This is a genomic window from Kitasatospora sp. NPDC002040 (assembly GCF_040296785.1).
In the GTDB taxonomy this organism is placed as follows: domain Bacteria; phylum Actinomycetota; class Actinomycetes; order Streptomycetales; family Streptomycetaceae; genus Kitasatospora.
The window spans coordinates 54157-79564 of sequence record NZ_JBEOXV010000003.1; the positions used below are offsets into that span (position 1 = coordinate 54157).

28 protein-coding genes and 1 tRNA gene are annotated in these 25408 nt (G+C 69.3%); 24 read left to right on the plus strand and 5 right to left on the minus strand.

Going from position 1 to position 25408, the window contains the following annotated elements:
* Window positions 1-200: 200 nt before the first annotated feature.
* The 8 genes from rsmI to ABT118_RS10515 all read left to right on the plus strand — a co-directional run bounded on the left by rsmI (window position 201) and on the right by ABT118_RS10515 (window position 9148).
* Complete coding sequence (gene rsmI, locus ABT118_RS10480; protein ID WP_350657448.1) at window positions 201-1049, plus strand: 16S rRNA (cytidine(1402)-2'-O)-methyltransferase; 849 nt, start codon at window positions 201-203, stop codon at window positions 1047-1049.
* Between the two features lie 368 nt (window positions 1050-1417).
* Entirely contained in the window at window positions 1418-1834 is a 417-nt protein-coding gene (locus ABT118_RS10485; protein ID WP_350657455.1) for a hypothetical protein, read from the plus strand.
* Window positions 1835-1915: 81 nt separating this feature from the next.
* Window positions 1916-3535 carry a methionine--tRNA ligase gene (gene metG, locus ABT118_RS10490; RefSeq protein WP_350657477.1) on the plus strand — a complete coding sequence of 540 codons (1620 nt, stop codon included), beginning with the start codon at window positions 1916-1918 and terminating at the stop codon, window positions 3533-3535.
* Window positions 3535-4404: a TatD family hydrolase gene (locus ABT118_RS10495; protein ID WP_350657487.1), complete on the plus strand. Its 870-nt coding sequence runs from the start codon at window positions 3535-3537 to the stop codon at window positions 4402-4404. The genes metG and ABT118_RS10495 overlap by 1 nt, the downstream gene beginning before the upstream one ends.
* Window positions 4405-4424: 20 nt before the next feature.
* Window positions 4425-5306, plus strand: coding sequence for a 16S rRNA (adenine(1518)-N(6)/adenine(1519)-N(6))-dimethyltransferase RsmA (rsmA, locus tag ABT118_RS10500; RefSeq protein ID WP_350657502.1), 882 nt, complete (start codon window positions 4425-4427; stop codon window positions 5304-5306).
* Between the two features lie 3 nt (window positions 5307-5309).
* Window positions 5310-6224, plus strand: coding sequence for a 4-(cytidine 5'-diphospho)-2-C-methyl-D-erythritol kinase (locus ABT118_RS10505; protein WP_350657514.1), 915 nt, complete (start codon window positions 5310-5312; stop codon window positions 6222-6224).
* Between the two features lie 74 nt (window positions 6225-6298).
* On the plus strand, window positions 6299-7288 hold the full coding sequence (locus ABT118_RS10510) for an aldo/keto reductase (protein ID WP_350657531.1): 990 nt from the start codon (window positions 6299-6301) through the stop codon (window positions 7286-7288).
* Between the two features lie 66 nt (window positions 7289-7354).
* Window positions 7355-9148, plus strand: a complete 1794-nt coding sequence (locus ABT118_RS10515; RefSeq protein WP_350657543.1) for an ABC-F family ATP-binding cassette domain-containing protein — start codon at window positions 7355-7357, stop codon at window positions 9146-9148.
* Between the two features lie 40 nt (window positions 9149-9188).
* Here the strand turns inward: ABT118_RS10515 and ABT118_RS10520 are convergent, their stop codons facing one another.
* Together ABT118_RS10520 and ABT118_RS10525 are read right to left on the minus strand one after the other, a co-directional pair.
* Window positions 9189-11081: an FUSC family protein gene (locus tag ABT118_RS10520; protein WP_350657554.1), complete on the minus strand. Its 1893-nt coding sequence runs from the start codon at window positions 11079-11081 to the stop codon at window positions 9189-9191.
* Window positions 11082-11135: 54 nt separating this feature from the next.
* The gene (locus ABT118_RS10525; RefSeq protein ID WP_350657563.1) at window positions 11136-11324 is read right to left on the minus strand and encodes a hypothetical protein; all 189 of its coding nucleotides are present in this window, start codon (window positions 11322-11324) and stop codon (window positions 11136-11138) included.
* Window positions 11325-11469: 145 nt separating this feature from the next.
* Here ABT118_RS10525 and ABT118_RS10530 point away from each other — a divergent pair, with 145 nt between their 5' ends.
* On the plus strand, window positions 11470-11607 hold the full coding sequence (locus tag ABT118_RS10530; protein WP_350665365.1) for a hypothetical protein: 138 nt from the start codon (window positions 11470-11472) through the stop codon (window positions 11605-11607).
* Window positions 11608-11685: 78 nt separating this feature from the next.
* Window positions 11686-13485, plus strand: coding sequence for a recombinase family protein (locus ABT118_RS10535; protein ID WP_350657585.1), 1800 nt, complete (start codon window positions 11686-11688; stop codon window positions 13483-13485).
* A 472-nt stretch (window positions 13486-13957) separates the two neighbouring features.
* Here the strand turns inward: ABT118_RS10535 and ABT118_RS10540 are convergent, their stop codons facing one another.
* Window positions 13958-14314, minus strand: a complete 357-nt coding sequence (locus tag ABT118_RS10540; protein ID WP_350657595.1) for a hypothetical protein — start codon at window positions 14312-14314, stop codon at window positions 13958-13960.
* A 209-nt stretch (window positions 14315-14523) separates the two neighbouring features.
* Between ABT118_RS10540 and ABT118_RS10545 the strand changes: the two genes are divergently transcribed.
* Window positions 14524-14599: transfer RNA gene (locus ABT118_RS10545), tRNA-Gly, on the plus strand.
* 5 nt (window positions 14600-14604) lie between these two features.
* Here ABT118_RS10545 and ABT118_RS10550 read toward each other — a convergent pair.
* Window positions 14605-14781, minus strand: a complete 177-nt coding sequence (locus ABT118_RS10550; RefSeq protein ID WP_350657606.1) for a hypothetical protein — start codon at window positions 14779-14781, stop codon at window positions 14605-14607.
* A gap of 44 nt (window positions 14782-14825) precedes the next feature.
* On the opposite strand from ABT118_RS10550, the gene ABT118_RS10555 reads away from it, so the two are divergent.
* Window positions 14826-15173, plus strand: a complete 348-nt coding sequence (locus ABT118_RS10555) for an HNH endonuclease (protein WP_350657620.1) — start codon at window positions 14826-14828, stop codon at window positions 15171-15173.
* Between the two features lie 94 nt (window positions 15174-15267).
* On the opposite strand, the gene ABT118_RS10560 is transcribed toward ABT118_RS10555, so the two are convergent.
* Window positions 15268-15759 carry a hypothetical protein gene (locus ABT118_RS10560; RefSeq protein ID WP_350657631.1) on the minus strand — a complete coding sequence of 164 codons (492 nt, stop codon included), beginning with the start codon at window positions 15757-15759 and terminating at the stop codon, window positions 15268-15270.
* A 539-nt stretch (window positions 15760-16298) separates the two neighbouring features.
* Between ABT118_RS10560 and ABT118_RS10565 the strand changes: the two genes are divergently transcribed.
* The 12 genes from ABT118_RS10565 to ABT118_RS10620 all read left to right on the plus strand — a co-directional run bounded on the left by ABT118_RS10565 (window position 16299) and on the right by ABT118_RS10620 (window position 25243).
* Window positions 16299-16781 (plus strand): P27 family phage terminase small subunit, encoded by a 483-nt coding sequence (locus ABT118_RS10565; RefSeq protein WP_350657641.1) that lies wholly within the window; start codon window positions 16299-16301, stop codon window positions 16779-16781.
* Complete coding sequence (locus ABT118_RS10570) at window positions 16756-18459, plus strand: terminase large subunit (protein WP_350657663.1); 1704 nt, start codon at window positions 16756-16758, stop codon at window positions 18457-18459. Before ABT118_RS10565 ends, ABT118_RS10570 begins: the two co-directional genes overlap by 26 nt.
* Before the next feature lie 82 nt (window positions 18460-18541).
* Entirely contained in the window at window positions 18542-19960 is a 1419-nt protein-coding gene (locus ABT118_RS10575; protein WP_350657669.1) for a phage portal protein, read from the plus strand.
* 122 nt (window positions 19961-20082) lie between these two features.
* Complete coding sequence (locus tag ABT118_RS10580) at window positions 20083-20934, plus strand: VG15 protein (protein WP_350657670.1); 852 nt, start codon at window positions 20083-20085, stop codon at window positions 20932-20934.
* A gap of 9 nt (window positions 20935-20943) precedes the next feature.
* The gene (locus ABT118_RS10585; RefSeq protein WP_350657671.1) at window positions 20944-21528 is read left to right on the plus strand and encodes a hypothetical protein; all 585 of its coding nucleotides are present in this window, start codon (window positions 20944-20946) and stop codon (window positions 21526-21528) included.
* 80 nt (window positions 21529-21608) lie between these two features.
* Complete coding sequence (locus tag ABT118_RS10590; protein WP_350657672.1) at window positions 21609-22553, plus strand: major capsid protein; 945 nt, start codon at window positions 21609-21611, stop codon at window positions 22551-22553.
* Between the two features lie 194 nt (window positions 22554-22747).
* Window positions 22748-23290: a hypothetical protein gene (locus ABT118_RS10595; protein WP_350657673.1), complete on the plus strand. Its 543-nt coding sequence runs from the start codon at window positions 22748-22750 to the stop codon at window positions 23288-23290.
* A gap of 131 nt (window positions 23291-23421) precedes the next feature.
* On the plus strand, window positions 23422-23628 hold the full coding sequence (locus tag ABT118_RS10600) for a hypothetical protein (RefSeq protein WP_350657674.1): 207 nt from the start codon (window positions 23422-23424) through the stop codon (window positions 23626-23628).
* A complete protein-coding gene (locus tag ABT118_RS10605; protein WP_350657675.1) occupies window positions 23625-23891 on the plus strand; it encodes a hypothetical protein in 267 nt (88 codons plus the stop codon). The genes ABT118_RS10600 and ABT118_RS10605 overlap by 4 nt, the downstream gene beginning before the upstream one ends.
* A gap of 13 nt (window positions 23892-23904) precedes the next feature.
* Window positions 23905-24318: a hypothetical protein gene (locus ABT118_RS10610; protein ID WP_350657676.1), complete on the plus strand. Its 414-nt coding sequence runs from the start codon at window positions 23905-23907 to the stop codon at window positions 24316-24318.
* Window positions 24315-24878 (plus strand): phage tail tube protein, encoded by a 564-nt coding sequence (locus ABT118_RS10615; protein ID WP_350657677.1) that lies wholly within the window; start codon window positions 24315-24317, stop codon window positions 24876-24878. Before ABT118_RS10610 ends, ABT118_RS10615 begins: the two co-directional genes overlap by 4 nt.
* A gap of 53 nt (window positions 24879-24931) precedes the next feature.
* Window positions 24932-25243 carry a hypothetical protein gene (locus tag ABT118_RS10620; RefSeq protein WP_350657678.1) on the plus strand — a complete coding sequence of 104 codons (312 nt, stop codon included), beginning with the start codon at window positions 24932-24934 and terminating at the stop codon, window positions 25241-25243.
* The last annotated feature ends 165 nt before the right edge of the window (window positions 25244-25408 follow it).

The following is a 25408-nucleotide window of genomic DNA, read 5'->3' on the forward strand; positions in this document are numbered from 1 at the left end:
GGCCGCGTCGTCCGGCAGGACGGCTCCGTCCTGCTCCGAGTGGTCTACGCCAACCGGCGCCTCAAGGCTCTTTTCGCCGCTCACCCGCCACATCGTAGGGGCGGCTCCTGAGCAGGCAATGGCCCGCCGCAATCCTGCCCGTTTCGTCACCAATTCTGCGGGGGCGCAGCCGGGCCCCCGGAAGCTGGGAGGATGGGGGCGTGACAGGCGTACTCGTGCTCGCAGGAACTCCCATCGGCGACGTCTCCGACGCGCCGCCCCGGCTGCTCACCGAGCTGGCGACGGCGGACGTGATCGCGGCGGAGGACACCCGCCGGCTCCGCCGGCTGACCCAGGCGCTCGGGGTGACCCCGACCGGCCGGGTGGTGTCGTACTTCGAGGGCAACGAGGTCGGCCGGACGCCCGAGCTGGTCGAGGCGCTGCAGAACGGCTCCCGGGTGCTGCTGGTGACCGATGCCGGGATGCCGTCCGTCTCGGACCCGGGGTACCGGCTGGTGGACGCCGCCGTGGCGGTCGGGATCAAGGTCACCGCCGTGCCCGGGCCGTCCGCGGTGCTGACCGCGCTGGCGCTGTCCGGCCTGCCGGTGGACCGGTTCACCTTCGAGGGGTTCCTGCCCCGGAAGAACGGCGACCGGGCCAGGACGCTGGCCGAGCTCAAGGCCGAGCCGCGCACGATGGTGTTCTTCGAGGCGCCGCACCGGATCGCCGAGTGCCTCACCGCGATGGCGGAGGCCTTCGGGGCCGACCGCCCCGCCGCCGTCTGCCGCGAGCTGACCAAGACCTACGAGGAGATCAAGCGCGGCGGCCTGGCCGACCTCGCCGCCTGGGCCGCCGACGGCGTCCGCGGCGAGATCACCGTCGTGGTGGCGGGCGCCCCGCCGGCCGCGCCGCAGCACCTGACACCGGCCGAACTGGCCCGCCTCGTCACCCTGAGGGAGGAGGAGGCGGGCGAACGCCGGAAGGAGGCGATCGCCTCGGTCGCCGCCGAACTCGGCCTCCCCAAGCGCGAGGTCTTCGACGCCATGGTGGCCGCCAAGAAGCAGCCCTAGGGCTGGTCGTCGAACCCCCGTCTGCGGGCCGCCGCCGGGCCACGCGCCCTCCTTGCCCGGTAACGGGCAGGAGGGGCCCCCTTCTCGGCGCCGCCGATGCACGCACCCCAACGCCGCCCCGCCCGCCCTTCGGGCGGACGACGGGGGTTCGACGACCAGCCCTAGTGGGTGATCCGTCCCGCGCGTACCTTGGAGGAAGCACTCCGTAAAGCCATGGCTCGTTGAAGCTTTGGCCCCGTTGTCGTACAGGCATCCCCAATTCGGAGCCAAGCTTCGGAAAGCCGGTTGGCGGAGTGCGGGCCCCGGGCATTCCCTGGGATGGAAAGACCCGAGCCGGGCGAACGCCCGGCGGGCGCTGGGAGACGGCCATGAGCGACACGATCGGCAGTCCGACGGAATCGACCAACACGCTGAGCACGGCCAGGCCGGCCGCGCCGGTGGAGAGCGTCCGCGAGGCGTACTCGTTCGCCTGCCTGAGCTGTGGCTACGGGTGGGAGCAGGGGTACCGGATCGAGCACCACGTGGCCCGGGACGGGCGGACGGTGATCGAGTACCACGCGAACGGCGTCCGGGTGCCCTCGCCGTTGCTGAAGCCGACCTGCCCGGGCTGCGGCGGACACACCGTGCGGATCATGCGCGAGGGACGGGTGGCCACGGCCGAGCACTCCTGGCACCACTCGCCGGGCTACGCCTCGCACGCGGAGCCCGACCGCCCGCCGCGGGCCCGGCTGCCGCACCGGTCCTTCGGCAGCTGGCTGCGCTCGCTGTTCGGCCGCGCCGCCTGACCCCGCCGTCCCCGGCCGGAGGAACCACCCCGAGCTAATCGAGTCGAGGGTGGTTCCTTCGCGCGGCTAAGATTTCCGACCATGGCGGCCACTGCAGACCACAGCACCACCGAGGCATCGAACTCGGCCTACTACGTCACCACCCCGATCTACTACGTGAACGATCGCCCGCACCTGGGCCATGCGTACACCACCGTGGCCGGGGACGTGCTCACCCGCTGGCACCGCCAGCGCGGGGAGAAGGTCTGGTACCTGACCGGTACCGACGAACACGGCCAGAAGATCATGCGCACGGCGGACGCCAACGGGGTCACCCCGCAGGAGTGGTGCGACAAGCTGGTCGAGGAGGAGTGGAAGCCGCTCTGGCAGCACCTCAACGTGGCCAACGACGACTTCATCCGGACCACCCAGCAGCGCCACACCGACCGGGTGCAGGAGTTCGTCCAGGACCTGTACGACAAGGGCGAGATCTACAAGGGCGGCTACGAGGGCCCGTACTGCGTCGGCTGCGAGGAGTACAAGATCCCCGGCGAGCTGCTGCCCGGCGCCACCGAGGACGAGAAGCTCTGCCCGGTGCACAAGAAGCCGGTCGAGTGGCTGGAGGAGGAGAACTACTTCTTCCGCCTCTCCGCCTACGGCCCGAAGCTGCTGGAGTTCTACGCCGAGAACCCCGACTTCATCGCCCCGGCCTCGGCCCGCAACGAGGTGCTGCGCTTCGTCGAGCAGGACCTCAAGGACCTGTCGATCTCCCGCTCCACCTTCAACTGGGGCGTCCCGCTGCCCTGGGACGAGAAGCACGTCCTGTACGTCTGGGTGGACGCGCTGCAGAACTACATCACCGCCGCCGGGTACGGCGCCGACCCGGAGCGCTTCGCCGAGCTGTGGCCGGCCTCGGTGCACCTGGTGGGCAAGGACATCCTGCGCTTCCACGCGGTGATCTGGCCCGCGATGCTGATGGCCGCCGGGCTGCCGCTGCCCAAGCGCGTGGTCGCCAACGGCTGGCTGATGGTCGGCGGCGAGAAGATGTCCAAGTCGAACCTGACCGGCATCTCCCCGCAGGACCTCACCTCGCACTTCGGCGTGGACGCGTACCGGTACTACTTCCTGCGGGCGATCCCGTTCGGCACCGACGGCTCGTTCTCCTGGGAGGACTTCTCCGCCCGGTACACCTCCGAGCTGGCCAACGACTTCGGCAACCTGGCCTCCCGGGTCGCCGCCATGGTCGGGAAGTACTACCAGGGCTCGCTGCCCGCCGCCACGGCGGCCGGTGCGGCCGAGCAGGCGGTCGCCGACGGTCTGGTGACGGCCACCGAGCTGGCCGACCGCAAGATCGGCGAGGAGCTGGACTTCGCGGGCGGCATCGCGGCCGTCTTCGAGTTCATCAAGCAGGTCAACGGCTACCTCACCGAGCAGGAGCCGTGGAAGGTCGCCAAGGACGAGTCGGCCGAGGGCCAGGCCCGGCTCGCCACCATCCTGTACACCGCCGCCGAGGCGCTGCGGGCGACCGCCGTGCTGCTCAACCCGCTGATGCCGGCCACCGCCGAGAAGCTCTGGGAGTCGCTCGGCGCGGAGGAGTCGCTCGGCTCGCTCGCCTCGCAGACCATCGCCACCGTCGCGAACTGGGGCCGGCTGCCCGCCGGTGCCACCGTGGTCAAGGGCGAGATCCTGTTCCCCCGCCTGGAAGAGAAGCCCGCCGCCTGATGGCCGACGACCGCTCGACCCCGCCGCCGCTGCCCGTCCCCCTCGGGGTGCCGGTCGCCGATTCGCACACCCACCTGGACATGCAGTCCGGGACCCCGGCCGAGAGCCTGGCCAAGGCCGCCTCGGTCGGGGTGACCACGGTGGTCCAGGTGGGCTGCGACGTGGCCGGCTCCCGCTGGGCGGCCGAGCTGGCGGCGGAGTTCGAGCAGGTCCACGGGGCCGTCGCGCTGCACCCCAACGAGGCGCCCCGGCTGGTGCTCGGCGACCCCGACGGCTGGTCGGGGCAGCGCCGGGCGCCGGGCGGCTCGCCCGCGCTGGAGGCGGCGCTGGCCGAGATCGACCGACTGGCCGCGCTGCCCCAGGTGCTCGCGGTCGGCGAGACCGGCCTGGACTACTTCCGGACCGGGCCCGAGGGCGTGGACATCCAGAAGGAGTCGTTCCGCCGGCACATCGAGATCGCCAAGCGGCACGGCAAGGCACTGGTGATCCACGACCGGGAGGCGCACCAGGACGTGATCGACCTGCTGCTGGAGGAGGGCGCGCCCGAGCGCACCGTCTTCCACTGCTACTCCGGTGACGCCGAGATGGCCAAGGTCTGTGCCGAGCACGGCTGGTACCTCTCGTTCGCCGGCCCGGTCACCTTCAAGGCCAACCAGCCGCTCCGGGACGCCCTGCTGGCCACCCCGCTGGACCGGGTGCTGATCGAGACCGACGCCCCCTTCCTCACCCCGCACCCGTACCGGGGCCGCCCCAACGCGCCGTACCTGATCCCGATCACGCTCCGCTCGATGGCGGCCACCCTGGGCCTGTCCGACGACGGCCTCGCCACCGCGATCGCCGCCAACACGGCGCGCGCCTTCGGGTACTGAGCGGCCCGTATCCTTGCGGGGTGAGTAGCACCGACCCCACCCCCACGGCCGACAGCTTCCTGCTCGGCGCCTCCGACATCCGTGAGCTGGCCGCCACGCTCGGGGTGAAGCCCACCAAGCAGCGCGGGCAGAACTTCGTGATCGACGGCAACACCGTGCGCCGGATCGTCCGGGCGGGCGGGGTGACGGCCGAGGACGTGGTGGTCGAGGTCGGGCCCGGGCTCGGGTCGCTGACGCTGGCGCTGCTGGAGGTGGCGCGGCACGTCACGGCTGTGGAGATCGACCCGCTGCTGGCGCGGCACCTGCCGACCACGGTGGCCGCCCGGCTGCCGGAGCGGGTGAAGGACTTCGACCTGGTGCTCAGCGACGCGATGGAGGTCACCGAGCTGCCGGGCCCGCCGCCCACCGCGCTGGTCGCCAACCTGCCGTACAACGTGGCCGTGCCGGTGCTGCTGCACATGCTGGCCACCTTCCCGAGCATCGAGCGCACGCTGGTGATGGTGCAGAGCGAGGTGGCCGACCGGCTCGCCGCCAAGCCGGGCAACAAGGTGTACGGGGTGCCGTCCGTCAAGGCGAACTGGTACGCCGAGGTCAAGCGCGCCGGGGCGATCGGCCGGAACGTCTTCTGGCCCGCGCCGAACGTCGACTCGGGGCTGGTCTCGCTGATCCGCCGTCAGCCGCCGCAGACCACCGCCTCCCGCAAGGAGGTGTTCGCCGTGGTGGACGCCGCCTTCGCCCAGCGCCGCAAGACCCTGCGGGCCGCCCTGTCCGGCTGGGCGGGCTCCCCGGCCGGGGCCGAGCAGGCGCTGGCCGCCGCCGGGATCGACCACAAGCTGCGCGGCGAGATGCTGACGGTGGAGCAGTTCGCCGCGATCGCCGAGCACAAGCCGAAGCCGGAGTAAGACGTGATCACCGTCCGGGTGCCCGCCAAGGTCAACGCGCAGCTCGGGGTCGGCGGCCTGCGGGCCGACGGCTTCCACGACCTGGCCAACGTGTTCTTCGCCGTCGCCCTCGGCGACGAGGTGACGGCCCGCCCCGGCGAGGGCGTCACCCTCACCTGTTCCGGGCCCGACGCCGCCTCGGTGCCGCTGGACGACACCAACCTGGCCGCCCGGGCGGCCAGGCTGCTCGCCGCGCACCATGGCATCGAGCCGAACGTCGCGCTGCACATCGACAAGGCGATCCCGGTGGCCGGCGGCATGGCCGGCGGCAGTGCCGACGGGGCGGCCGCGCTGGTCGCCTGCGACGCGCTGTGGGGCCTGGACACCCCGGCTGGGGTGCTGCACGAGCTGGCCGCCGAGCTGGGCTCCGACGTGCCGTTCGCCCTGCTCGGTGGGGTCGCGCTGGGCCGTGGGCGGGGCGAGATCCTGGAGCCGCTGCCGGTCACCGGGACGTTCCACTGGGTCTTCGCGGTGGCCGACGGCGGGCTCTCCACGCCTGCGGTCTATGGAGAGTGCGACCGACTCCGCGCTGGCACCGGTGGCCACACCGAGGCCGATGTGCCGGTCCCCGACGCCGATCCGGCGCTGCTGGCGGCGCTCGCCGCCGGTGACCCGGTGCTGCTGGCGAAGGCGCTGTCCAACGACCTGCAGCCCGCCGCCGTCTCGCTCCGCCCCTCGCTCGCCGACACCCTGCGGGCCGGCACCGAGGCGGGTGCGCTGGCCGCGCTGGTCTCCGGTTCGGGCCCGACCACCGCCTTCCTGACCGAGGACGCCGAGGCGGCCGAGGCCGTCGCCCGGGCGCTGCGGGCGTCCGGCACCTGCCGGGCGGCGCACGTGACGTACGGACCGGTGCGCGGTGCGGAGGTCTGGACCAGTTGACCTGGAGTGCACTCCAGAAGCCAGACTCCTGATCAGCGCCCGTAGTTGACGGGCCGTGACAGGGGGAGACTGGCATGCAGTACCGCACGATCGGCACCGACCCGAAGACCCGCCGCGAGGTCAGTGTGCTCAGCCTGGGCGCGATGCTGTTCGGCACGCGCACGGACGAGGCCACCGCCTTCGCCGTCCTGGACCGCTACGTCGAGGCCGGCGGCAACTTCATCGACACCTCCAACAACTACGCCTACTGGCTCGACGACAGCCGGGGCGGTGCCAGTGAGCAGGTGCTCGGCAACTGGCGGCGCAGCCGGGGCATCACCGACGAGGTGGTGATCGCCACCAAGCTGGGGGCCCGGCCGAAGACGGCCGGCACGGGCTACGTGGAGAACCGCGAGGGCCTGTCGGCACAGGCGATCAGGACCGAGGCCGAGGAGAGCCGCAAGCGGCTCGGCGTGGACAAGCTGGACCTGCTGTACGCGCACGTCGAGGACCCCGGGGTGGAGCTGGCCGAGACGGTCGGCGCCTTCGGCGAGCTGGTGGACGAGGGCACGGTGGGCCTGCTGGGCGTCAGCAACCACTGGGCCTGGCGGGTCGAGCAGGCCCGCACCCTGGCCGCGCGGTCCGGGGTGGCCGGGTACGAGGTGCTCCAGTACAGCCACAGCTACTACCGCCGGCGGGCCGACCTGCCCGGCACCCTCACCACCGACGGTGAGCACGGCGTGGTCACCGGCGAACTGCTCTCCTACCTCCGCCGGAACCCCGGGCTGACCCTGGTGGCCTACTCGCCGCTGCTGGGCGGCAGTTACGGCAACGAGGCGGCCAAGCCGCTGCCCCCGGTCTTCGACCACGCGGGCACCCGGGCCCGCCGGATCGCGCTGGACCAGGTCGTGGCGGAGACCGGGGCCACCCACAACCAGGTGGTGCTGGCCTGGCTGCTCGGCGGCGACCTGCCGGTGATCCCGCTGACCGGCGCCTCCTCGTTGGCCCAGCTGGAGGAGAGCCTGGCCGCCCTGGACCTGGAGCTGTCGGCGGACCAGCGGGCACGGCTGGACAGCGCCGGCTGAGCACCCCACTAGGCTGGAGGTCCCGGGACGTCTCCCGGCCTCTCTAGTTCCAGGAGCGCAGCTGCAGTGGCCGTCAACCTCGCCACCATCGAGTCCGTCAGCAAGGTCTACGGCACCCGGGCCCTGCTCGACGGGGTCACCCTCGGCGTCAGCGAGGGGGACCGGATCGGTGTGGTCGGGCGCAACGGTGACGGCAAGACCACGCTGATCCGGATGCTCGCCAAGCTGGAGGAGCCGGACAGCGGCCGGATCACCCACTCGGGCGGCCTGCAGCTCGCGGTGCTCACCCAGCACGACTCGCTCGACCCGAAGAAGACCATCCGGCAGGAGGTCATCGCCGGGCGGGCCGACCACGAGTGGCTCGGTGACTCGCGGATCCGCGACATCATCCAGGGCCTGTTCGGCGGGCTCGACCTGCCCGGCTTCGCCGAGGGCCTGGACACCGTGATCGGCCCGCTCTCCGGTGGCGAGCGCCGCCGGATCGCGCTGGCCCAGCTGCTGCTCGGCGAGCACGACCTGGTGGTGCTGGACGAGCCCACCAACCACCTCGACGTCGAGGGCATCGCCTGGCTGGCCAAGCACCTGCAGAACCGCCGCTCCGGCCTGGTCTGCGTCACCCACGACCGGTGGTTCCTGGACCAGGTCTGCACCCGGATGTGGGACGTCCAGCGCGGCGAGGTCCGCGAGTACGAGGGCGGCTACTCCGACTACGTCTTCGCCCGGGCCGAGCGCACCCGGGCCGAGGCCACCGAGGAGCAGAAGCGGCAGAACCTGGCCCGCAAGGAGCTGGCCTGGCTCCGCCGCGGCGCCCCGGCCCGGACCTCCAAGCCGCGCTACCGGATCGAGGCCGCCAACGCCCTGATCGCCGACGTGCCGGAGCCGCGCGACAAGAGCGAGCTGATGAAGTTCGCCAACGCGCGGCTCGGCCGGACGGTCTTCGAGCTGGAGGACGTCACCGTCAAGGCCGGTCCCAAGCTGCTGCTGGAGAACCTGACCTGGAACCTCGGCCCCGGCGACCGGATCGGCCTGCTCGGCGTCAACGGCGCGGGCAAGACCTCGCTGCTGCGCGCGATGCAGGCGGCCCACGCCACCCAGGGCGACGTGCAGCCCGCGTCCGGCGTGATCAAGGTCGGCAAGACCGTCCGGCTGGCCTACCTCTCCCAGGAGATCGCCGAGCTGGACCCGGCCACCCGGGTGCTGCAGGCGGTCGAGCAGATCCGCGGCCGGGTCGACCTCGGCAAGGGCCGGGAGATGAGCGCCGGTCAGCTCTGCGAGCAGTTCGGCTTTACCAAGGACAAGCAGTGGACGCCGGTCGGCGACCTCTCGGGTGGTGAGCGGCGCCGGCTCCAGCTGCTCCGGCTGCTGATGGACGAGCCGAACGTGCTCTTCCTCGACGAGCCCACCAACGACCTGGACATCGAGACCCTGAACCAGCTGGAGGACCTGCTCGACGGCTGGCCCGGCTCGATGGTGGTCATCAGCCACGACCGGTTCTTCATCGAGCGGACCACCGACACCGTGCACGCGCTGCTCGGTGACAAGCGGCTGCGGATGCTCCCGAAGGGTGTCGACGAGTACCTGGAGCGGCGGGCCAAGATGGTCGAGCAGGCCGTCCCGGCGTCCTTGGCGACCCCGGCCGCCAAGCCGGCCGGGGACAGCCGGGCGGTGAAGAAGGAGATGCAGAAGCTGGAGCGCCAGATCGTCAAGCTGGACGCCCAGGAGGTCAAGCTGCACGCCCAACTGGCCGAGCACGCCGCCGACTTCGCCAAGATCTCGGACCTGGACGCCCAGCTCCGCAAGGTCCGCGAGGACAAGGAGGAGCTCGAGCTCGCCTGGATGGAACTCGCCGAACAGGAGTGACCCGCCGGCCCGCCGACCGGGCCCGAGCCTGTGGCAGGCCCTAGCCGAGCAGTGCTTCGAGCTCGCCCGCCGCACGGCCCAGCACGCTCAGGTCGGGGTCGTGCGGCCCGGTGGGCCGTTCGACCGGGCCGGACGGCGGGCAGTGGGTGCGGGCGGCGGCCGTGAGGCGGTCGAGCGCGTCCACCACCCGGGCCACCTCGGCGGGGTCGGGTCGGCGGCCGCCGTACCGGAGTTGGGCGCCGTACGCGGCGACCGCCCCGCTGAGCCGCTCCAGGGCGGCGGTGGCGGGCAGCCACTGTTCGGCCAGCCGCCCGTTCGGCGGCGGCTCGGTCAGCCCGTGCCGGACCTCCTGGCGGGCGTCGGCCAGGGCGCGGTAGGCGGTCCGGCGCAGCCAGACCTCGGCCCGCGGCTCGCCGTCGCCGGTCACCGAGACCAGGTAGGCCCGGACGGCGGTGGTGGCGGCGACCAGCCGGGGTTCGATCCGGTGCCGCGGCCGTTCGGGCCAGAGCAGGTAGCCGAAGACCAGCACGATGCCGCTGCCGAGGACGGTGTCCAGGACCCGGGGCCAGAGCTCGGCGGTGCCGGGCTCGCCGCCGAACTGGACCAGCACGAGCGCCATCGGCGTCATCACGGCCGCGTTGAGCCCGTAGTGCACCCCGGCCGAGTACGGCAGCAGCGCGACGCACAGGGCCGCGACCACGGCGAGCGCCCACTCCGAGGAGGCCACCGGAAGCAGGGCGGCCGCCACCGCGACCCCGAGCACGGTGCCGACCGAGCGGCTGACGGCCCGTTGGAAGACCGAGCCGAGATCGGGCTTGAGCACGAAGGCGACCGTCATCGGCACCCAGTAGCTGCGGCTGAGCGGCACCCCGGCGGTGACCACCCCGGCGACCGCGATGCAGAGCGCGACCCGCAGGCCGTACCGGGTGGAGGCGGGGGAGAGCAGCCGGGCCCGCAGCCGCCAGGGGTCGGGCGGCGGGGCGGGGGCGGTGCCGAGTTCGGCCGGGCGCCCGGCCGCGGTGTCGGCGACGGCGCGCAGGGCGGCGTCCAGCGCCTTCAGGGCGGGGGTGTCGGGGTGCCAGCGGGGGTACTCGGGCTGTGGTCCGCCGAGGACGGCGTCGGCCAGCGCGCCGGGGAGGGCGGCGACCTCGGCGGGGACGGGCCGCCAGGCCCAGAGCAGTCCGCTGGCGGTCTCGGTGGCGGCCAGCAGGGCCTCGTACAGGCGGCGCAACTCCCCGGTCCGGGCGGGTTCCTGACGGTACGGGTGCGACAGCAGGTCCTGGAGCTGGTTGAGCCGGGCGGTGAGCAGGCGGCGGGAGTCGGCGCCCTCGGGGGTGCCGAGGTCGGCGAGGGTGGCGCCGAGGGCGCGCAGGGCGGCGGCCAGGGCGCGGCGGCGCGGGTCGGCCTCCGGGTGCTCGGCGTGGGCGCGGTGCGGGAGGCCGAGCAGCAGCACGAACCCGGCGCCGAGCAGCATCATCGGCGGGGCGGCCCACCAGGGGTGGGGGAGCGGCATGCCGGCGCCGAGGGTGGCGGAGACCAGCAGCAGCATCCCGGCCCCGGAGCCGCGCGGGCCGGTGGCGCTGAGGGCGCCGGAGGCGAACGCGACCAGGGTGAGGACGGCCCCGGCGGGCAGCTCCCCGACGCCCTCGTGCTGGAGGAAGGCGCCGATCAGCATGCCGAGCGCGGAGCAGAGCACCGCGCCGGCGATCCGGGGGGCCCGGAGCGCGGTGGGCTCCAGCCGGTCGTTCATGGTGGCGTGCATCGCGCCCAGGCCGGCGTACAGGCCGAGGTCGAGCCGTCCGAGCAGCAGGCCGAGGGCGAGCGGGGTGGCCATGCCGGTCGCGGCCCTGAGCATCAGCACCCGGGGGACGGGCGGCCGGTCGGCCCTGGCTGCGTGCGCCCACCAGGCGCGGGGTCGGCCGGGGGCTGACACGTGCTCACCTACTGATTCGGGCGTATCGGATCAACCCAGCATAGAACGGCGCGGTCAGCGGAAGCTGCGCACCGTCAGGCCGAGCGAACACGCGGCGACCACCGCACCGGGTATCGGCCAGCCGATCGAGCCGCCCTCCCGACAGAGGGTCAGCCCCGTGTCCAGCAGGAAGAACCCGAGCGCCAGACCGAGCACCGGAAGGACTCTGAGGAGGACACCACGATTGCTGAACAGTTCCTGCATGTCCGCGTCCTTTCCTGCCCAGGAGCGCACACCATACCGCCAGGTAGCAGGACACGCACCACCCCCGGCGGGCATCCGCCGCCGCGCTCCCGAATCACCCGGGTGACGGCTGTCCCCGCAGGTCGGGGCGCCGCAGGGTGGGGGCATGACTTCCTCCCCTCCGACGGCCGTGGCCGTCGTCCGGCCCGACGGTCCGGCCCCGGCGCTGCGCCGGGTGGCGGCGGCCGCGCTGGTCGGCACCACGATCGAGTACTACGACTTCTTCATCTACGGGACCGCCTAGGCCGACGTTCTGTAGTTGGCCGAGTGGGCACGTCTGGACTCCCCCCGCAGGTAGGAACCTGCAAGGGAGATACCAGCGATGAGGACCAGGAAGACCGCGCCGAAGGGCGCCGAGAACGCCCCGGTTACCCCGTACGACGGTTGCGGCATGTGCCTGGTCGGAGTGCGCCGACTGAGCCGGGTGAAGGGCACCACAAGTAGCCCGACCAAGCAGCGTGACGCCAACCTGAAAGCAGCGGCCGACGTAGGCGGACACATCATCGCTTGGGCCGATGACTGGGAGGTATCGGGCGCCACCGACCCGCGGACCAGGCCCGGACTCGGCCCGTGGCTCTGCGACCAGAAGGGCCCGTATGACGGACTGGTGGCGTCTGCGGTCGACCGCCTCGGCCGCAACCTGGTCGACGTGCTGAACACCGGGTACGCGATCCGGGACACCGGGCGAAAGCTGGTGACTGCGGACCACATCGGCGTGTGGGACCTTGACGACCCCAACCAGGAAACCGACTTCACGATCAAAGCGCTCGGGGCGCAGATGGAGCACCGCCAGACCCGGACCCGGCTCCGGGACGAGTCCAAGCGGGCCCGCTCCGCTGGACAGGTCGCGCACCGCCCGTCGTACGGGTACATGCATGTCCGGCTGTCGCCCGTCGGGAAGGTGTCACACACCGATCTGGACACCACCACCGGTTCCGCTGAGGAGATCCGGGAAGTAGCTCGGCGCATCCTTGCCGACCAGACAGGCAGCGTGACCGAGCACACCGAGGCGGCGAGACTCACCCGTGCCCGCGTGCTCAGTCCGGCCGACCGGATTGCCGTTCTATACGGCCGTGAGTCCGAGGGGCGTCCGTGGGACGGCCGATCCCTCGCCCGAATCCTGGTCAGTAAGGCGGCCCTCGGCTACCTGATGCACAAGGGCGAGCCCCTGCTGAAGGACGGGCGTCCGGTCCGCATCGCTCCACCACTGTGGGACTGGGCAACACACCGTGCCCTGGTGAAGCGATTCACCTCAAAGGAACGGGCGAAGCCGCACGGCAACACCGGTAAGAAGGTCAAGCAAGCACCGAAGGGTACGCGGCTGCTGACGGGTCGTATCGGCTGCGGGGTGTGCGCACAGGAGGTCCAACGGCACGGCACCGCAACACTCGGGGGTGTCAAGTACCCCGGAGTGGCGTGCACGGCCAGTTGGCGCGGGGTGATCGGCTCGGAGCACTGCAAGCCGGCACCGACGTACAGCGCGCCAAAGCTCGAAACCGAGGTGACTGTGTGGTTCCTCGCGCAGTACGGGGCCGGGAAGCTCATGGAAACGGTCTACGACCCGGGTACCGGCTACGCGGACCAGATCGCCGAACTGTCCATGGTGAAGACCCGACTTCGGGACGACCGCTCGGCAGGGCTGTACGAGTCCGAGGACGATGCCGCGTGGTTCCGCGCCGAGTACGCCCGAGTCAACAGCGAGATAGCCGAGTTGCAGGCGAAGCCCGAACGGCCCGCGGGGTGGCACAAGGTGTTCACCGGCAAGACCGTGGCGGACAAGTGGCATGAGGCAGCCGACGATGCCGAGCGGCGCGGGATGCTGGAGGAGTACGGCGTCAGGGTCACGCTGTACCCGTTCAAGGGCCCGAACCGGCGGAGCAGGGAAGACCGAGTTGTGATCACGGCCGAGGTGAAGCACGACCCGGTATCCGAGTTGGTCGGTGCGACCGAGGGCGACCCGAGCCGACCCGACTCGACAACGCCCGATGCCCCGGCGACCGGTGGCACGTCCGTCCGCCTCGCGGAGCCCGTAGCGGCCCCCGTACCGACTCCGGCAGGCACCGACGCCCCGAAGCTTCACCGAGGCCGGGCACGGGCACCAGAACCCGCCCTAGCGGCGTAGCAGCATCACCGAAGCCCCGGCCTGGTCACGTCGACCGGTCGGGGCTTCGTCGTGCTCGCTGCGCACACAGCGGGGGTGGTGACGGGTGACGTTGGAGACGCAAAATCTAATTTCTTCTATACGCGCGGGTGTCTAGATAAAACAGAAAACGGTCCTTCGAACGTCACCCGTCACCACCAGGGCATGTCTGGTCTCCCCCAATGAGTGAGGGAAGAACGAGAACGCTCCGGCCGGAAGGCACAGGGCATCTCTGGTCTCCCCCTACTAGTGAGAGCGGGAATACCGCGCACCCCACCGATAAGGACGGCGGACCGAGTACCCCTCTCACTGATGCTCTGCCCGTGCACCACGCACCCTCTCGGGGGTGGCCGCCGGAGTCGTGAGGCAGAGCACCAGCGGGGCCGCACTCGCCCGGGAATCGGCGTCCGCCAGGGCGAACCGACCGGGGCAACCGAGTGCGGCCCCTCGGCCCCTACAGGGTGGCCATGATCACCCGTGGGCCGGACGTATCGGTGTCGTCGTACTCCGGCGCGCCGAACTCGGCATCCTGCGCGAGCGATTCGGGGTCCGTGGTGGTCGGGTCGCCCGCACCTCGGGCACCGGAGTGGTAACCGGCTACGCCCTCGCATACCGGCATAGGCGCGGCGGGGTCGTGCGGTACTCGGATGCCCGCCACGGTCGGTGCCCAGCAGAAGCAGCACCGTTCAACGGTTCGGGGCCCTTCGGGCACGGGCGGGAGCTTCACCATGTCGAGATGAACACTCTTGTTCTTCGGGTCGAGCTGCCCGGGACCGACTACCCAGCAGCCATCACACATCGCATGAATCACACGGCCAACCTACCGCCGAGCGCTGACAGTTCGGACCGGGGACCGCACCAGCCCGAGTAACGGCGTCCGCCAGGGCGCACCCGAAAGGGGCAAACCGAGTGCGGTCCCCACCCGCCCCGCGAGGGGCACCAGAACAGCCAGGAACGGCACCGACGGAGCGTCCGCGGGGTGTCCACAGCAGGGGTGACACGGTTCGCCTGCTACACAGAGCCCGCCTAGCCCAAACGGCGAGGCAGCGTGCCCACCACGGCGCGTGTCATCCCGGTTCGAGTCCGGGGGCGGGCACCGACTTACGGAGTGGTCAACTGCCGTGCCAGACCCGCTAGCAGCGTGTCGACCGCAGATAGGAACTCGGCTTGCGCGTACCACTCTTGGCACCCTGCGGGCAGCTCGGCCAGGTCGGCACTGATCTCGCCTCGGCGGGTTCTGATGCTCGCAGCCACGGCCACCAGTTCGTCACGGTCCATCCGGGCAGCCTACGGGCCACCACCGACCAACAGGGGGGCGGGACATGCGCTGTATCGACTGCACCGAGCCCGCTACCCACCGAGGGCGCTGCGAGGCACACCACGGGGCCTACGAGGGCCGTCCGTCGGTCCAAGCTCGGCGTACTAGGCAGGCTCAGGCAGCGTGGACCTACGACGGGGCCGCACGCCTACGGAAGCGGATCGAACAGGCCGGCAAGGGGCGGTGTGAATGGTGCTGGCAGGACTTCCCGCCGAGTGCCATCGACGTGGACCACATCATCCCGCTAGCCCTCGGCGGCGAGGACACAGACGGCAACGTGCAGGCGCTCTGTAGGCCCTGTCACAAGGCCAAGACGCGCGAGGACTTCGGGGCTGCCAGTACACCGCTCTGACGGCCCGTAGGTCACGCCAGCAGACCCCCGCGCATGTGGGGAGGGTGTTGCTCAGGTGGGGCATCCCCGCGAGTGCGGGGCCGACAAAGCGAAGTCAGGAAACGGTGAGCGGGAGACGGACCCACATAGCGCGCCCGGCCAGGATGACCGGTTCCATGTCCGGCAGCCCAGCCATGGGGCCAGTCACCATAACGAGAGATCCGGCGGTGGCCACCTTGGACAGCCATGGGCCGTTCGTCGGCATGGTCCCGTCGTAGAACACAAGGCCGTTCGGGTAGTGGATCACCAGTTCGTCCGTCCGGGCGGTGAGCCGAGCTTTCCAACCGGGCGCCACCTGGGGCCCGAACGTCTGCGGGAGCACCAGGGGTTGCCCGCCGGACTCACGCACCGACAGTTCGACAGTGTCCGCTGTGAGTAGCTTCCCGTCCAGGCTGGTGAAGCTGATCGTGTCGGGCTGGATCATCACCACCACGGGCTCACCCAACAGGCTCGCCGACTGGGCTCGAAGCCTGCTGACAGGCGGAGTTGAGAACACCCCATGGGGTGGTGCGGCCGGCTCGGTGATCCGGCGTTCGTGCTTAGTCATGGCGAAAAGCATAGCCACGGGCACCCACCCTGACGCCCGATTGGAGGTGCCCCGTGCCACGCAGACCACGCCCCCCGTGCTCGGTCCCCGGGTGCCCCGAGCTGACCACTGGCGGACGCTGCCCGCGCCACCAGGCCGAGGCGGACGAACAGCGAGGCACACCAGGCGGAAGCGCGTACGGCCCTCGGTGGCCGAAGGTCCGACGGGCCTATCTCTATGCGCACCCGTGGTGTGTGCTCTGCGCTCGCCTCGCGGTGGTCGCCGACCACTTCCCCGAGTCGCGCCGCTCACTGGTCGCAAGAGGCGTGCCCGATCCTGACGCATGGTCACGGCTTCGCCCGCTGTGCACGTCGTGTCACAGCCGCGAGACGGCCGTTCACCAGCCCGGAGGATGGGCCTCGGAGCGCCAAAAGCCCCTCAAAAGCCCCTGACCTGCGGGTTTACCCAGGGGGGTGACTCCCCTCCCGGGGCCCAAAGCGCGGCAGGGAGGGAAAAAAATCTGATGGCTAAATCGGGCATTTCTGTGGAGGTGACTTTCTGTGGCAATTTCAGGGCGAAAGCCGAAACCCCATATTGCGGCCGTAAGGGAAGGCACCTTCCGTTCCGACCGGAATTCCGAGGGCGCGAAGTTCGCCCCGACAGATCCGGTCGAGCCCGATTGGGGCGAGCTACTTCCTGGCGACCAGGCCGAGGACGTGCGGCACTTTGCTGCGGCTGTCTGGGCCCGTGTCGTTCCGGCGCTGGTGCAGTCAGCCGGCTTGGTCGACTCACAGCGTGAAGTGGCTGCGGAGTACTGCATTACCGCCGCTCGAATCTGGCAGGGCGAACGCGAGTTGAGCCGTGACGGCCTGGTGGTCGAGACGGAACGGGGCCGGGTCAAAAACCCGTGGGTGACCATCCTCGGGCAGTACCGATCACATCTGCGGGCACTGGTGGGAGAACTCGGGCTTTCGCCTGCCTCGGCCACCAGGATTACCCCGCCGGAGCACGGGGGCGATGATGACGGAGATATCTTCGACTGACGCCCTGCCGGTTCCGTATGACGCGCTGCTCGAACTCGGCATGACCGAGGATGAGATAGCCGAGGCTCTGGAATCTAGGCCCCTAGTGGTCGCTCACCAGCAGCACCAGCAGCCCGGCGCTTACTTCTCCGTAGAGGCTGCTCGGCGTGCCGTGCGCGCTATCGAGACCATGAAACACACTAAAGGTCGGTGGGGCGGGACTCGACTCAAGCTCGCCCCGTGGCAAATCGCGTGGATCATCGCGCCGGTTTTCGGTTGGCTATGGTACGACCCCGAGATAGGCCGAGCCGTCCGGGTTACCCGAACGGTGTGGATCGAAGTACCGCGTAAGGCGGGCAAGAGCACGCTTAGTTCCGGTATCGGCCTGGTGCTGCTGCTCGCGGATCGGGAGATCGGCGCCGAGGTTTACGCGGCAGCCGGCTCGCTCCCGCAAGCGGAACGAGTCTTCGATGACGCTAAGCGGATGGCCCTTACGTCTCGGGCTATCCGCGGGCGGGTCGAAGTCCTGCGCGGTGTAATCCGTGTGCCTCGCACGGGCGGGGTGTTCCGGGCCCTTTCCAAGGTTGCCGAAACGGCTCACGGCCTGAACGTGTCCGGTGCCCTGGTGGACGAAGTCCACGTGCACAAGCGGCGCGATCTGGTCGACGCTATCGAGACCGGAACCGGTGCCCGGGATCAGCCGTTGGTTGTGTTCATCACAACCGCGGATGAGGGCACCGAGGGAAGCATTTACGATGAGAAGCACACCTATACTCGGCGCATTGCGGACGGGGTTGTAACCGACCCCGGGCACTACGGTGTAATTTGGGCCGCTGAACCCGGTGACGACCCTTTCGCCGAGGCAACATGGCGGAAGGCAAATCCCGGTCTCGGGACTTCACCGAGCCTCGCCTATATGCGCCGTGAGGCCGCTAAGGCGAAAAGCACGCCGAGTTACTTCCCGACTTTCTGCCGACTGTCGCTCAACATGCGAATGCGGAACAGCACGCGGTGGCTTCCGCTCTCACTGTGGGATGAGAACGCCGGGTCGGTGGACTCGGAAGCGTTTCGATATCGCCGAGCGTGGGGCGGGGTCGACTTGTCCGCGGTCTCGGACTTGTCGGCATGGGTGCTGGTGGTCGAGTCCCGGAAACCCGGCGTGGAATTGGAGATCATTCCGCGATTTTGGTTGCCGGAGGAACGCCTAGCCGACCTAGAGCAGCAACTAATGGTCCCTCTCGGCGAGTGGGTAAATGCTGGACTGCTGACGCTGACCGAGGGCGACGCGATTGACTATGGCGCTATCGAGCGGCAGATCATCGCGGATTGTCGACGGCTCGACGTGCAGCGCGTTTCCTATGACCGAATGTTTGCCGGTCAGCTTGTGCAGCGGGTCGAACAGAAAACCCGCGGGGTCGACGTGGTGCCTATCGCGCAGACATACCTAGGCATGAGCCCCGGCAGCAAAGAGCTTGAAAGGCTGCTGCGCGAGAACCAGATTCAGCACGGCGGTAACCCCGTCCTGCGCTGGAATGCGTCGGTGGTCGAAATCTACAGAGACGGCAATGACAACATGAGGCCCGTCAAGCCGGATCGGGATAAGTCCTCGGCCCGGATCGACGGAATTGCGGCCCTTGTGATGGCCCTTGACGGCTATGTCCGCCGTCCGCTTAAGAAGCCTCGCGCCGCGAGTGCATAGCGCGCCCTCTGGCGCATCCAATCCAGCCCCGTCCGGGCTTACCGGGCGGGGCTTTTTTCTTGCCCAAAAGGGGGTGCGGCGCGTGGCTGAGACCCCGCTAGAAATGACGACTCGCCTACGGCGGAAGCTCGAAGCCCGTAAGGTCAAGGCGCAAATCTGGGGCGACTACTACGACGGTAAACACCCGTTGAAGTTCGCTTCTCCAGAGTTCCGGACGCAGACCGGCGGGCTATTCGATGGCTTCGCCGACAACTGGTGCAGCATCGTCCCTAACGCCATGGTCGAGCGAATGCACCCGATGGGCTTCCGCCTTGACGACGGGAGCATAGACAAGGCAGCCGGCCGAGCCTGGCGCGCGTCCGAATGTGACGTAGAGATCGGGCTCTCGATGCTTGAGAGCCTGGTTTCCGGACGCTGCTACGCGCTGGTGTGGAAGCCCGACGGCGTCACTACGGAAATCACTTTCGAGCCGGACTCACAGGCCATTGTCGAGTACGTACCGGGGCGCCGTAGGGTGCGTTCTGCTGGGCTCAAGGTCTGGCGCGACGGGGCTCTAGAGTTCGCAACCCTGTTCCTCCCGGATATGGTTTACCGGTGGGAACGCCACGTTAACGGCGGCGAGTGGACCGAGCGTACGGCGGGACTGCTGCGGTCGGAATCCGCACACTTCGCTAACCCGCTCGGCGCTGTCCCGCTGGTGGAAATCCCGAACCGAACCCGGTTGGTCGCTCCGCCGGTCTCCGAAATCCACAACGTCATCCCGCTACAGAATGCCGTGAACGCGCTTTGGGCTCACGTGCTGACTGCCGCGGACTCGGTTGCCCTGCCCGCTCGGGCGGTGCTCGGCATGGATCGCCCGGTCCGCGAGATCCTGGACGAAGCGGGCGAGGTGATCGGCGAGGAAGACCTACCGATCGGGAAATTCCGGTCCGACCGTCTACTCTGGCTGGAGAAGCCCGGGGCCGCTATCGCCGAATTCTCGGCCGCTCCGCTCGGGGGATTCATTGAATTGATCCGAGAACTGGTCGACCACATCGCCGCCCAAACCCGCACCCCCGGGCATTACCTGGTCGGTCGCATGGTGAATGTCGGTGTCGACGGACTCGCGCAGAATGAGGCCGGACTAGTGGCCAAGGTGCGCGAGCGGCACCGCTATACCGGCGCTGCCCTGCGGGAAATCATGAGGCTCGAAGCCCTCGCGGCCGGCGAGCCGAAGCGGGCCGCATCCCTCGCCCTCGGCGATGTGGTGTGGCGAGATCCGCAATTCCGATCTGACGCGCAGTACGCGGATGCCCTGACGAAGCTCAAGGCCATTAACGTCCCGGACGAAGCGCTGTGGGAGAGGATTCCCGGGGTCACTCCCGAGGAAATCGCCCGGTGGAAAACGATGCGGGACGACCAGGCCGCGGCGATCCTCGGCGGGAACCTTGCCGACATGTTCGGTCCTAAGCCGGGCCCGGCCGAGGAACCTGCCCCGGAGCCCGCTCCCGAGGCTGCCTGATGGCCGATAGCGCGACGCTCGCAGACGTTCGGTACCGAGAGGTACAGGCGGTCTCCCGCGGCGTTGTCACGGCCGTACAGAGCATTTGGCGAGACGTGACTCCGGATCGAATCCTAGCTGCAATGCAGGGGGAGGAAGGGGCGGCGATCCTGCGAGCCGTGATGGCCGGTCAGCTTTCCGTGGCACAGGGCGCACAGGCTTTCGTGGGTGCGTCGATGGTGGCGCAAGGGGCCATTGCCGCCCCGCTCGCCGAGTTCCAAGCTTCGTCCCTTGTCGGTATCGCAATGGACGGGCGCCCGCTCGCCTCGCTGCTGTATATGCCTGCCATCACCACGGCGCAAGCTCTGGCGGCCGGCGAGTCCGCCGAGATGGCAGCGCTTCGGGGCATGACCCAAATGGCCATGATGACCAGTACCACCGTGGCAGACACCGCCAGGGCAGCGACTTCCGTAGCCATGACCGCGCACCCTCGCTGTCAGGGATACGTGCGAGTGGTCCACGCTCCGGCGTGTGCTCGGTGCATCGTGCTCGCTGGTCGCCAGTACTCGCACAGCACCGGATTTCAGCGGCACCCGAAATGTGACTGCGGCATGGACCCGGTCTCGGACACCAGTACCCGCGAGCTGACGGACCCTAAATCCATCTTCGACCAGATGACCGCCGAGGAGAAGCACAAGCGGTTCGGTGCGGCAGCCGTCAAGGCGATCGAAGAGGGCGCGCATATCGACATGGTCGTGAACGCCCGCAGGGGGATGCAGACCGTGACCACCACCCGAGGGAAAGTCTCGATTACCTCGGAGTCGACCACCCGCCGCGGACTCGGCGGGAAGAACCTCGGCGAGCTGGTGAAGGTCGGCGAGACCCGATATGCCCGCCGAGGCGAGACGCGAATGATGCCCGAGGAGATTTTCCGCAGGGCGAAGACCAGAGATCAGCAAATCGCGTTGCTGCAAAAGCACGGATACATCTTCTAGGGGGAACTCATGCCCAACGACCCGAACCCGAACCCGAACCCGGCCCCGACCGGTCCGACCGGCGACCCGAAGCCGACCGACCAGGACCCGGCGAAGACTCCGGCGCCCTCGGGTGATCCGACCCCGCCGGGTGGCGACCAGGCCGACGCCCTCGCTGCCGCGGAGTCAGCCCGAGAGGCTGCCGAGAAGCGCGCCACCGAGGCCGAGGCCGAGTCCGCTCGACTCCGCCGGAGCAACGCCGCGCAGAAGGGGACCGATCTGGACAGCATCCGATCCGAGATCCGGGCCGAGTTCGCGGCCGAGCTGGTGCGCGCCGAGGTTCGCGCGGCTGCCGCTGGTCGACTCCGTGACCCGGCCGACGCGCTCGCCCTGGTGGACCTGTCCGCCCTCGCCGGCTCCGGCGGCGCGATCAACGCTACGGCGGTAACTGCCGCTATCACCAAGCTACTTGAGTCCAAGCCGTATCTTGCGGCCGACGCTCCCGGCTCAACTCCCGCTCCGTGGGGCGATGTTGGCGCCGGTCCGCGCGGTGCCGCCGAGCCCGAGCCGACCAGCCCGTACGAGCGACTGCGGCGGGTGAAGCGCGAGAGCTGATCAGCACCACCTAGCCCGAGGCCCTTCCGCACTCTGCGGGAGCGGCCCTTTTTCATGCCCAAAATCAGGGGGAAATGCACATGGCGCTTAGCCTGGCCGAGGCCGCGAAGCTCTCGACCACCGATCTCCAGCGCGGCGTTATCGAGACGTTCGTTCAGGAGTCGCCGATTCTCGACCGACTGCCCCTCATGACCATTGAGGGAAACGCCTACGCCTACAACTCCGAGGCGACGCTCCCGGGCGTTGAGTTCCGAGCCGTGAACGCCGCGTACAGCGAGTCCACCGGCACCGTGAACACGAAGACCGAGACGCTGGTAATCCTCGGTGGTGACGCCGATGTGGATACGTTCATTGCCAAGACCCGAGGCAACTTGAACGATCAGCGCGCCCTACAGGAACAGCTCAAGGTAAAGGCGTCCGCCTATAAGTTTCAGGACGCCTTTTTCAACGGTGACACCGCCACGGACCCGCAGGGTTTCGACGGTCTGCGTAAGCGGCTGGTCGGAAACCAGGTCCTTTCCGCGGGTACCAACGGAATGGGTCCGATCGTCGGTGGGCACGATTTCTTCGACGCCCTTGACGCGCTGATTGCGCAGGTCCCGGGCCTGTCCGCGGGTAACGGCGCGCTCTACGCGAACCGCAAGATTATCGCCAAGATTGCGAGTTCGGCTCGCCGTCTCGGCGGTTACGAGATGGTTCAGGAGGCCCTTACTGGTAAGCGGATCGCCACTTACCAGGGTATTCCGCTGCTCGACCCGGGCCAGACTGCCGCGGGCGTCGACATTCTGCCGACCACCGAGACGCAGGGTACCGCCACGGATGCCAGCTCGATTTACGCGGTGAAGTTCGGCCGGAGCGAGGGCGACAAGGCGGTTACCGGCCTTACCAACGGTGGCGTCACCGTGCGAGACCTCGGCGAGCTGGATTCGAAGCCCGCTTTCCGGACTCGAATCGAGTTCTTCTGTGGTGTCGCCCTGTTCGGTGGCCAGGCTGCCGCGCGTCTCAACGGCGTTCAGGCCAAGTAAAGGGGGTTCGGAATGCCGCCGCGTAAGCGCGCTGCGGCGCCGCCCCTCCGAATTCCGCACACGGATTCCTGCGAAGCCCCGTCGCGCATCGAGAGCTTTCCGGTTCTCGATTCTGCTGACGGGGCTTCCCGGACCGTGGCGCGCTGTCTGGAGTGCGGCGCACAGATCATCACCGACCGACCGAGGGGGGCACCGTGACGACTCTCGCGCCGCTCGCCAGCGTCGACCAGCTAGCCGCTTGGATGCAGCGAACGCCGGACGAACTTCCGCCCGGTTCCGCCCTGGTGCTCGACCTAGCGTCGCGCATCGTGCGGACCGAGGCACGGCAGGACTTCACCCGCCGCTCGACCACCGCCATGTTCAACCCGCGCTCGGGTTGGATTTCCCTTCCGCTCCGGCCAGTGGCCTCGGTGGACGCCGTGACCGTAGCTGGCGGAGTGGTCGAGCCGTCCGGATGGGAACTGGTCCGTGACCGACTCCGGGTCACCCGGTACCCGTACACGCCTGCACTGGTGACCTACACCGCCGGGTACTCGACTGTCCCGGGCGACGTGCTCGCGGTCGTGCTCACCCTCGCCGCCCGGATCATCAACAACCCGGCGGATCTCCGACAGGAATCGGTCGGGGGCGTGGCCGTGACCTACGCCGCGGAGACCATCGGGGCGAGCCTCGCCGAGGCCGAGCGCGACCAGCTCTCACGGTACCGGCGCCGTGCTGCCGTGGTGGATCTCGAATGATCCGGTACCGGCAGACGGTCGTAACTCACCGTGCCCCGTGGCGAGTTGACCGCTACGGCAACACCACGTCCGAGCGGGATTGGACCAGGGCGACCAGCACGACCGTGCCCCGGGTCGAAGTCCTGCCGGACATGAGCACCGAGGCCGAGGGGGATCGGCCCGTGGTCGTCACCGGGTGGCGACTGATCACCCGCCGCGGGGTCGACGTGGACCTGATCCCGGGTGACCGGGTGACCGCCCTCGGCCGGCTGCTCGAAGTCGATGCGGAGCCCGCGCGGTTCCCGCTCGGCGACCGCCACCACCACACCGAAGTACGGCTAAAGGCGGTGGACGGATGACGCGCTTCCGGAAGTTCAAGCCCAACAAGTCCGGCATCCGGTCGCTTATGAAGTTGCCGGAAGTCGGCACCGAGCTTGACCGAATCGCGCGCCGTATCGCCGCCTCGGCAGGTTCCAATGGGGGCATCTTCAAGACCGACCAGAAGACAGGTCGACTCCGCATCCGCAGCGCGGTAATGGGCAACTACGACTTCCCGAATGCGGGCGGGCGCGGGGGCTCGCGGCGGGACCTTCTCCGGGGGCTGGACGGCGCCGATGACTAGGCCCCTGGTCCTCATGCCGGATGCGGTGGCGGTGGTCACGGGCTATCTCCGGCAGGCACTCGCCGAGATCGGCCGCCCGGTGCCCGTCGTCTCCCGGATTCCCTCGCCCCGGCCGCCCGAGTTCGTTCGGGTCGAGCGGGTCGGGGGCACCAGGCCGACGCCGGTAACCGACCGCCCGAGGCTCGATATTCACGCCTGGTCGCCGACGGAATCCGGCGCCCATGATCTCGCCGCCCTGGTGCGTGCGCTGCTCGATTCAATCCCGGGCGTACGGGACGAAGTCACCGTGTATCGGATTACCGAAGTCGGTGGGCTCGCCTGGCTTCCTGACGACGAATCCGGCAGCCCCCGTTACGCCCTGGCGGTCGAAATCCACATGCGGGGCCGAGTGCTTCCCGCAGTAAACACACTCAAGGGGGATGAATGACTCTCAACGCGAACGCCGTACGGGTCGCCATTACCGGCGCCGCGTACACCGCGCCGAAGGGCACTACGGCCCCGGTCGACGCAACGACCGCATGGCCGGCTGCTGCGGTCGATATCGGCTGGATCTCGGACGACGGAATCACGGAGTCCAACAGCGCCGATACGACCGAAATCAAGGCGTGGCAGGGCGGGGCCACGGTCCGAAAGGTCGTCAGTTCCTCGGAAATGACGTTCAAGTTCACTGCCATCGAGACCAGCAAAACTACGCTGGAGCTTTACCACCGGGGCTCGAAGGTAACCGGCACGTCCGGTAAGGCGGTGCTCTCGATTAAGGCACCGGGCCCCGATCGGCGCATGTTCGGATTCGACGTGGTCGACGGCACCAGCCATATCCGCATCGTGATTCCGGATGGTGAGGTGACCGAGGTCGGCGACCTGACTTACAAGGGTGACGAAGCCCTGGCCTACGAACTCACGATCACCGCCTATCCCGCTGCTGACGGCACCGTGGCCGTGAAGTTCAGCGATGACCCGGCGTGGCTTACCGCCCCGGCGCCGTAACCCCTTTTTTGCCCTGCCGCAGGAACGTTTCTGCATGATCGTGAGGTGCCTTTATGAGTGACGTTTTCAACCTTGACGTATGGGTGTCCGAGGCCAAGCGCGAGCCGTTCAAGTTCGCTCTTGCCGGGACCACGTTCGTCCTTCCGGCGGCCGGTGATCTCGATAAGTCGGTGCTAGGCCATGTCAATATCGAATCGCCCTCGGCTACCGATATCGTCGCGCTGCTGCGGTCCGGTCTCGCCGACCAGTGGTCCGAGTTCGACGCGCTGCCCGTCCCGCTCTCCGCAATCGGTGAACTGTTCCGCCGGTGGCAGCGACACCAGGGCGTGACGCCGGGGGAATCCGAGCCCTCGCCGACTTCCTGACTGAGCACGGCGAGGCTATCGAAGCGGATTTCCAACGCTACTACGGGACCGATATCCGGGACCTGTGGCGCCCTGCCTCGGGGCTCACGTGGCGCCGCCTACGGGCCCTTATCGCAGGGCTTCCGCCGGATTCCGCGCTGGCCCGGTCGCTGGCCGGTCCCGATG